The sequence below is a fragment of the Prevotella phocaeensis genome, from assembly GCF_900065875.1.
Lineage (GTDB): Bacteria > Bacteroidota > Bacteroidia > Bacteroidales > Bacteroidaceae > Prevotella > Prevotella phocaeensis.
Genome location: NZ_LT160621.1, coordinates 237,241 through 243,903 on the forward strand (window position 1 = coordinate 237,241; position 6,663 = coordinate 243,903).

Genomic DNA, 6,663 nt, shown 5'->3' on the forward strand with positions numbered 1-6,663 from the left:
GTATTGTTTGTAACAAAAATACAAAAGACAATGACGCAAGACGAAAGAACACTCTGGCAGGTCGTAAAGGGATACTTTAATGCTCTTCCCGATAAGGAAAGCGAGGCGGAGACAATCAGCCAGATCAGTAGTGGGGTCAGGTTTCACGGTTCCAACCTTTGGGTATTAATCTTTGCCATCTTTATTGCCTCATTGGGATTGAACCTCAATTCCACCGCAGTAATCATCGGTGCCATGCTTATTTCTCCGCTCATGGGTCCGATTATCGGCATGGGGCTGTCTGTAGGGATCAATGATTTTGAATTGCTCAAGCGGTCTATCAAAAACTATTTGGTTGCTACCGTCATCAGTGTGATAACGGCAACCATCTACTTTGTCATCACGCCACTTAATGAGGCACAGTCCGAGTTGTTAGCGCGCACTTCACCTTCGTTATACGATGTGCTCGTGGCTATATTCGGTGGTGCTGCCGGCATTCTTGCCATAGCCACCAAGGGCAAGGGAAACGTAATACCGGGGGTAGCCATCGCCACGGCATTAATGCCCCCACTATGCACGGCCGGATATGGTTTGGCTGTCGGCGAATTTTCATTCTTTTTCGGAGCGTTCTACCTTTTTTTCATCAACACCGTTTTCATAGCCCTTTCTACTTTTGTCGGGGTGAGAATGTTACGGTTCAAGCGGAAGACGTTTGTTAATACCCAACAGTTGGAAAAGGTAAAGAAGTATATTATTGCCATAACCATCATAACCATGTTGCCGGCCACCTATATGACGATACAGATTATTCGAACGAGTGTGCGAGATAGCAATACGCAGCAATTCATTAAGAATGAACTCACCTTTAAAGGCACGCAGATACTCTCCCATTGTCGCAACGACGACAAGAAGACCATAAGAGTCGTGGCTATAGGAAAATCCATTGAGAAAAATGCCATTGACAAGGCAAACCTTAAGCTGGAGAACTATCATCTTTCAGGGTATCGTCTGAATGTTATTCAGGGATACCAATCCGACAGCCTCCTGTTGCTTGAAGGACAAACGATGGCACAGGCATCAAAAGCAACCCAGCAGCAGCTAATAGAACAAACAGCGCAACTGAACACAGTGAGCAAACAGCTACAAGAATATACCGCTTATGAGAATCTGGGGAAAGAGATTTCCCAAGAAGTGAAAGCTGTCTGCCCGAAGGTGAAAAGAATAAGTCTTTCGCAAGTGTCTGAAGCCCGCACCGATACTTCGACAACACTCCGCTACACAATTGCCGTTGCCGGCTGTAGCAATCCTTTGTCCGTCGCTGAACGCCTGCAGCTTCAACGGTGGTTGAAAGCGCGGTCGAAAGCAGACAGTTTGCGGCTCATTACCACACAATAATTGTTTGTGTCGGTTTTCAACCTTTCCGGCAGTGCTATCTAATCTAATTTAAGATAGATAATTCCTCACCTGTGATATGTTTATATATTGTAGGCGGAATCATTATTTTTAATTATTGAGAGATGAATTTTAAGAAATCAACTTTTACACGTAACGTTGCTTATCCCGGGCTGTTTGTCCTGATAGGCTTATCATTGGTTTGTGCTTTTTTCCCAAAGTGGACGAATGCAATGCTAAGCTCGGTCCAGTCTGGTATTTACAGAAGCCTTAGTTGGTCTTATATCCTTTTGGTGTCGTTTTTCTTTATTTTCCTCGTAGTAATGGCGTTCAGCAAGTTAGGCAACATTCGTTTGGGTACAGATAATTCTTCGCCGCAATACAGTTTCTTCTCGTGGATAGCGATGCTTTTTGCCGCAGGAATGGGTATCGGTCTGATGTATTTCGGTGTGGCCGAACCGATGTCTCACTATGTGAACCCGGCACTTCCTAATATAGCTAATCCGGCCAAGGAGTCCCAGCTGGCTACATTCTTTCATTGGGGTTTGCACGCATGGAGTATATTTGCACTTATGGGGCTTATCCTTGCGTATTTCTCTTTCCGTTATAAGCTACCTTTGGCTATCAGGAGTGGTTTTTATCCCCTATTAGGTGAACGTATAAAAGGGCGCATTGGCGATGTTGTTGACGTTTTTGCCTTGGTGAGCACTTTTTTGGTATAGCAACATCTTTGGGCTTTGGTGTAGTTCAGTTAAATGCTGGTTTAGTTCACTTGGGAGTCCTTAATCAATCAAGTCTCTTTTTTCAATGCGTAATTATCATACTAGTTAGTTCTGTGGCCATAGCGTCGGCGGTGGCTGGTGTAAACATGGGTGTTAAACGGCTGAGTGAAATAAATCTAAGTATGTCGGTATTGCTGATGATTTTTGTGCTTTCCGTAGGGCCAAACGCGTTGCTTCATGCGGATAAGCTCGATATTTGGTCATTCCTGTTTTCCAATACGCTCTATTTCAAACCAATAAAATAGATTAGATTTTGTCTGTTTCAAAACTTTTACTTATCTTTGCAGCGTGAATTGTAAATGTAAATAACATTCAATCAGGAATTAGCAAGAGTGAAACTGCCGGTAACATTATATAAAGGTATAAGCGCGATGCAAGGAAATGTGTATTTCTCTGTAACAGCATCACGCCTTTATTGCTATGTGTCAAACAATTATTACTATTCACGATGACAAAGATACAATAAATATTATAAAATGAACCCAAGAAGAACGAAAATTCTTATATTGAGACATAAATAAAACGGTACTTGGAGTAGATGCATCTCTATCCGAGTACCGTTGTCCGTTCAGCAATATACGCTTATTGCCTTTATCCTGTTCTACTGCTCTTGTAATTCTCCTGTAGCATCTTCTCCAAGTCCGAAGCCTTGTAGAGTATCTTTCCTGCAAACTGTGTGTAGGGGATAATCTTCCTGTCTCGGTAGTCCTGCAAGGTACGGGGACTGATATACAGCCGTTCGCACACTTCCTTACCCGTGAGGAAAAGTTCTCCTGCAAAGAGTGGTTTGTGTGTATCCGACACTTCCACAATCCGTTTGCCTACACCTCTCAATGCCGAGACAACCAGCTGCATCTCGTCCGTCTCCATGTTCAAGTCTCTTGCTGTTTCCATTATATCTGTCTGTTTTTAGGTTTGTTAGACTTCGTAAGAAGCAATGTTTCCACATCCTCGCGCTTGTAATAGCACTTGTGCCCGATTTGCGTAAACGGCAGCACGCCTGTATCGCGGTAATGCTGCAAGGTGCGCTTGCTGATGTTCAACAGCCTGCACACATCTCCGTTGTGCAGCCAATCGGTGTGTTTGCTCTTTTCTCCGAATGCCTTGTGGCAACATTCTGCAAGGCTCAAGATTTCATCTCGCAGCTTTGCCCAATTGCTTTCTGTAATGACGTAATAGTTCATAATCTTATCTTGTTATTGTTTATTACTTCAGGCTTTTCCTGTTTCCACCTGCAAAGATAATGGCGTATGTAGGCCTCTCAAAGCAGCAGGGGACAGTAGGGAAGTGTCGGGAACAATAAGGAAAAAGGCAATCCGTTCCATCGGTTTGCATTTGCGTTTTCCTGCCCCATCTTCTTCTTTTGTTGCAAAGACAATGCAAGCGAGTGCAGAGGAAAGTTCACTTATCCTTTGCCGAGCGCAGCTTGTCTTATGCAAAATTAATATCGGGCATTTCTTATTCCATCACATTTCATTCATGTGGCAGCTTGTGGCGTCATAGTGGAATAGGTTGGCACAGTAATCCGATATAAAATATGCTCCAATCAATAGTTTGTAGATAGTTGGAGCAAAAGACTGCATCTGAAAGCAAACAACGACATTGATATTTCAGCCAACCTTTTCTTCTTACCTCCCGATTTTTGCTTAATGAGGCATAAATGCTCTTCTTTTCTGCTTGCTTCCCTAAGAATTTCGCCGCAGACGGACGCAACATTATGCAAGAAGCCTCTGAATGCTTGGAAGTTACGCATTCTCACCCTAACTTCACTCTTGGAAACCAATTCAAGGAAATAATGAAAAGAGAAGCAGATGCAGGCAATATAAACGACAGGCGAAATCACAATCGCAGAGAGGCGGTTCACCTATAATTATAGTAGCCAAATGTAGTAGTATGTGTAGTATCTCCACATACTACTAACTATTGCTGATTATCAATTACTTATATTAAAATAGTATGTAGTAAGAAGAAAGGTAAAAAAGTTTGGAGGGGAAAACTTCGGAAAAGAGAATTTTATTCAAACAACATTCAAATATCATTCAAACCAACCATTATTATTCAAATAAGAATTATCCAACCATTTAAAGTTTATGACAATGACAGAAGAAGATTTATCACTCATCAAGCGATATCCCATTGTGGCGTATCTTGAAAGGAAAGGCATCAAGCCAGTACGCAGGACACCTGCCTATGCCCTGTACCGTTCACCACTTCGTGAAGAAACACATCCGAGTTTCAAGGTGGACACGCAGAAGAATCTTTGGATAGACTATGCCGAAGGCAGGGGTGGAAGCATCATCGACCTCTGTATGCGATTGGAGGGCTGCACGCTGTCGGAAGCCATCTGCCGTTTGGGGCAGACCACTTCCTTTGATACAACGTGCAACAATGTCGAACCCTCAAAGGAAAAGGCATACAGCAGCAATGGCAGTATCAGACTGCCAAAAGAGAAAATGGTAAACGGGGTAAGGAGATTAATAGATGTATCAGACACTTTGCCGCCACCTTTGCAGGAGTATCTTACAAATGAGCGCTGCATCAATTTGGAAAAGGCATTGCCCTTTCTCAAATGTATCAGCTATGAGGTAAGGGGAAGAAGATACGAAGCCATAGGCTTTGCCAACCTCTCGGGCGGCTATGAACTTCGGGACGACAAGACGTTCAAAGGAACGATTGCCCCAAAGAACATCACTCCGATATTTGAGAACAAAGCGCAGCCCGTCTGTCTGTTTGAGGGATTTATGGACTTTCTCTCTTTCCTTTCAATGAAAGAAGAAGTAAATAACTACTGCCTTGTGATGAACTCCGTAAGCAATGTGGCAAGGACAGTTCACTATCTAAACGCCCACAATCTAACTCATATTCAGGCTTTCCTTGATAACGACGACGCGGGGCGGAGAGCAATACAAGAGCTGATAAAGGCAGGCTTTAATGTCGAGGATATGTCCCGATATTACAAGAACTTTAAAGACCTCAACGAGTATCATGTCAGCCGTGTTCGTGAGCAACAGAAAAAGCTGGAGAAAGCTCCAAAAACAAACAATAAACCCAAACAAGTCAAACTAAAAATACGATAGAGCAATGAAAAAGATAAAAGCAAGCAGAGAGGAGATAGACCAATCCATAAAAGACGCGTTCAACATGAACAGACAGGAAAGTAATGAAAGGACAGAAAGGAGAAGTCTTACATACTACTTGGGAGATACAGAAGACGAGGTGGAAGAACAACCACAGGCAAAAGCTCCATCAAAGGAAACAGATTGCCGAGAAGTAATAGTTTCCGAGCCATCCGAACCTACACTGCACACAGAGAATGCAACCGTTCAACGGCGTATCAGTGCCAAGATGAGACGGGGAACGCTCGAAGCCTATAAACAGACTTTCCTTGTTCCTACAAAGTTGAACGACCGAAAGGCGGTTTATCTGAGCAGGGCGACAGGGGCAGCAACCTTTCAAGTTTTGTGGAGAACCTCGTGTGCACGCATTTGGAGGAATACGGTGAGGACATAGAGAAATGGAGAAAGCTGTAAACCGCAGGAAAAGGGACGAGGAAGGAATTTCAAAAGATTTATTTCCCGCTCTAATCCTACTATCGCATTAAAATATGATGTCATATTCTCGTAAATGAGACGTCATATTTGGGCAAATATGACATCATATTTTTAGCAAGCAGACATCTGAATGATGAGAACACCACGAACACAGTTAAACACAGAATGCACGGCATTCACTTTTCGGCTGCAAAACGCCTCGTGCGTAAATGGTCTTATCACTGACATTGCAAGACGTCAGTTTGTACCCACAAACTGCGCTTGCTCCCCTTGTCAGACTATCGGGGAGGTTAGACCGTAATCACTCCGTTCTCATCGGTCAGCCATCAGGAATTAAGAAATAACGAAAAGAGGACTTTTATATGAACAGATACAATAGCAAGACTGCCCGATGGCAGCAGCAGGAGAAGAAAGAACAGCGGATGAACAAAACGGAGTTCATCAAGGTAAGATGCACCTTAGAGGAAAAGCAGCGAATTAAATCAAAGGCAGAAAGCACAGGCCGGAAGTTCTCAGATTACTGCCGTGAGATACTCCTTAATGGTGAGGTAATTGCCATTCCTAAGATGACGGACAATGAAAAGGAAGCCATAGAGGTGTTGAGACGAACGGCCTACTTCTTTACACATGTTTCCAACCTTATCAAGGTAAAGGATGATGCGTGGGTACTGATTACTCAAAGCCTTTCCTATTTGGCAAGGGAAGCATTTAAGCGTTTCTTTAATCCCAAATACCGTATTGAGGAAAGGGCAATTAAACTCTTAAATCTGATGGAGAATGATAGGAAAATGTAAAGCTATCGCGCATGGTAACAATGCACTGGAATATATTTTTAGAGAGGGAAAACTCGGTAAAACGCTTCTCTTTTACAATCTCTGCGGCACTACGCCAAAGGAGATTTACGAGGAAATGAAGATGGTCAGCGATTACAACAGCCGTTGCAGGAACAAGTTTCTCCG

5 protein-coding genes and 4 pseudogenes are annotated in these 6,663 nt (G+C 43.2%); 7 read left to right on the forward strand and 2 right to left on the reverse strand.

Annotation, left to right across the window (positions count from 1 at the left end; genetic code table 11):
• Nucleotides 1-30: 30 nt before the first annotated feature.
• Nucleotides 31-1,374, forward strand: coding sequence for a TIGR00341 family protein (locus tag BN3912_RS03335; protein WP_023984398.1), 1,344 nt, complete (start codon nt 31-33; stop codon nt 1,372-1,374).
• 122 nt (nt 1,375-1,496) lie between these two features.
• A pseudogene (locus BN3912_RS03340) lies at nt 1,497-2,398 on the forward strand (BCCT family transporter).
• A gap of 346 nt (nt 2,399-2,744) precedes the next feature.
• Here BN3912_RS03340 and BN3912_RS03345 read toward each other — a convergent pair.
• Both BN3912_RS03345 and BN3912_RS03350 read right to left on the reverse strand, forming a co-directional pair.
• Nucleotides 2,745-3,050, reverse strand: coding sequence for a helix-turn-helix domain-containing protein (locus BN3912_RS03345; RefSeq protein ID WP_036859640.1), 306 nt, complete (start codon nt 3,048-3,050; stop codon nt 2,745-2,747).
• On the reverse strand, nt 3,047-3,337 hold the full coding sequence (locus BN3912_RS03350) for a helix-turn-helix domain-containing protein (RefSeq protein ID WP_023984395.1): 291 nt from the start codon (nt 3,335-3,337) through the stop codon (nt 3,047-3,049). Before BN3912_RS03350 ends, BN3912_RS03345 begins: the two co-directional genes overlap by 4 nt.
• A 476-nt stretch (nt 3,338-3,813) precedes the next feature.
• Between BN3912_RS03350 and BN3912_RS03355 the strand changes: the two are divergent.
• From BN3912_RS03355 to BN3912_RS11880, 5 genes and pseudogenes are all read left to right on the forward strand, one after another.
• Nucleotides 3,814-4,005 (forward strand): annotated as a pseudogene (locus BN3912_RS03355) (VapE domain-containing protein); the annotation flags it as partial.
• A 244-nt stretch (nt 4,006-4,249) separates the two neighbouring features.
• Nucleotides 4,250-5,230: a toprim domain-containing protein gene (locus BN3912_RS03360; protein WP_023983096.1), complete on the forward strand. Its 981-nt coding sequence runs from the start codon at nt 4,250-4,252 to the stop codon at nt 5,228-5,230.
• A gap of 4 nt (nt 5,231-5,234) precedes the next feature.
• Nucleotides 5,235-5,683: pseudogene (locus tag BN3912_RS03365) on the forward strand (DUF3408 domain-containing protein).
• A gap of 383 nt (nt 5,684-6,066) precedes the next feature.
• Nucleotides 6,067-6,498 (forward strand): plasmid mobilization protein, encoded by a 432-nt coding sequence (locus tag BN3912_RS03370; RefSeq protein ID WP_023983094.1) that lies wholly within the window; start codon nt 6,067-6,069, stop codon nt 6,496-6,498.
• Nucleotides 6,482-6,663: pseudogene (locus BN3912_RS11880) on the forward strand (relaxase/mobilization nuclease domain-containing protein); the annotation flags it as partial. The gene BN3912_RS03370 and the pseudogene BN3912_RS11880, both read left to right, overlap by 17 nt.

Bases quoted from the DNA above. Each gene is read 5' to 3' on its own strand.
- BN3912_RS03370 (WP_023983094.1), top strand. From the start codon at position 6,067: ATGAACAGATACAATAGCAAGACTGCCCGATGGCAGCAGCAGGAGAAG.
- BN3912_RS03335 (WP_023984398.1), top strand. From the start codon at position 31: ATGACGCAAGACGAAAGAACACTCTGGCAGGTCGTAAAGGGATACTTT.
- BN3912_RS03360 (WP_023983096.1), top strand. From the start codon at position 4,250: ATGACAGAAGAAGATTTATCACTCATCAAGCGATATCCCATTGTGGCG.
- BN3912_RS03350 (WP_023984395.1), bottom strand. From the start codon at position 3,337: ATGAACTATTACGTCATTACAGAAAGCAATTGGGCAAAGCTGCGAGAT.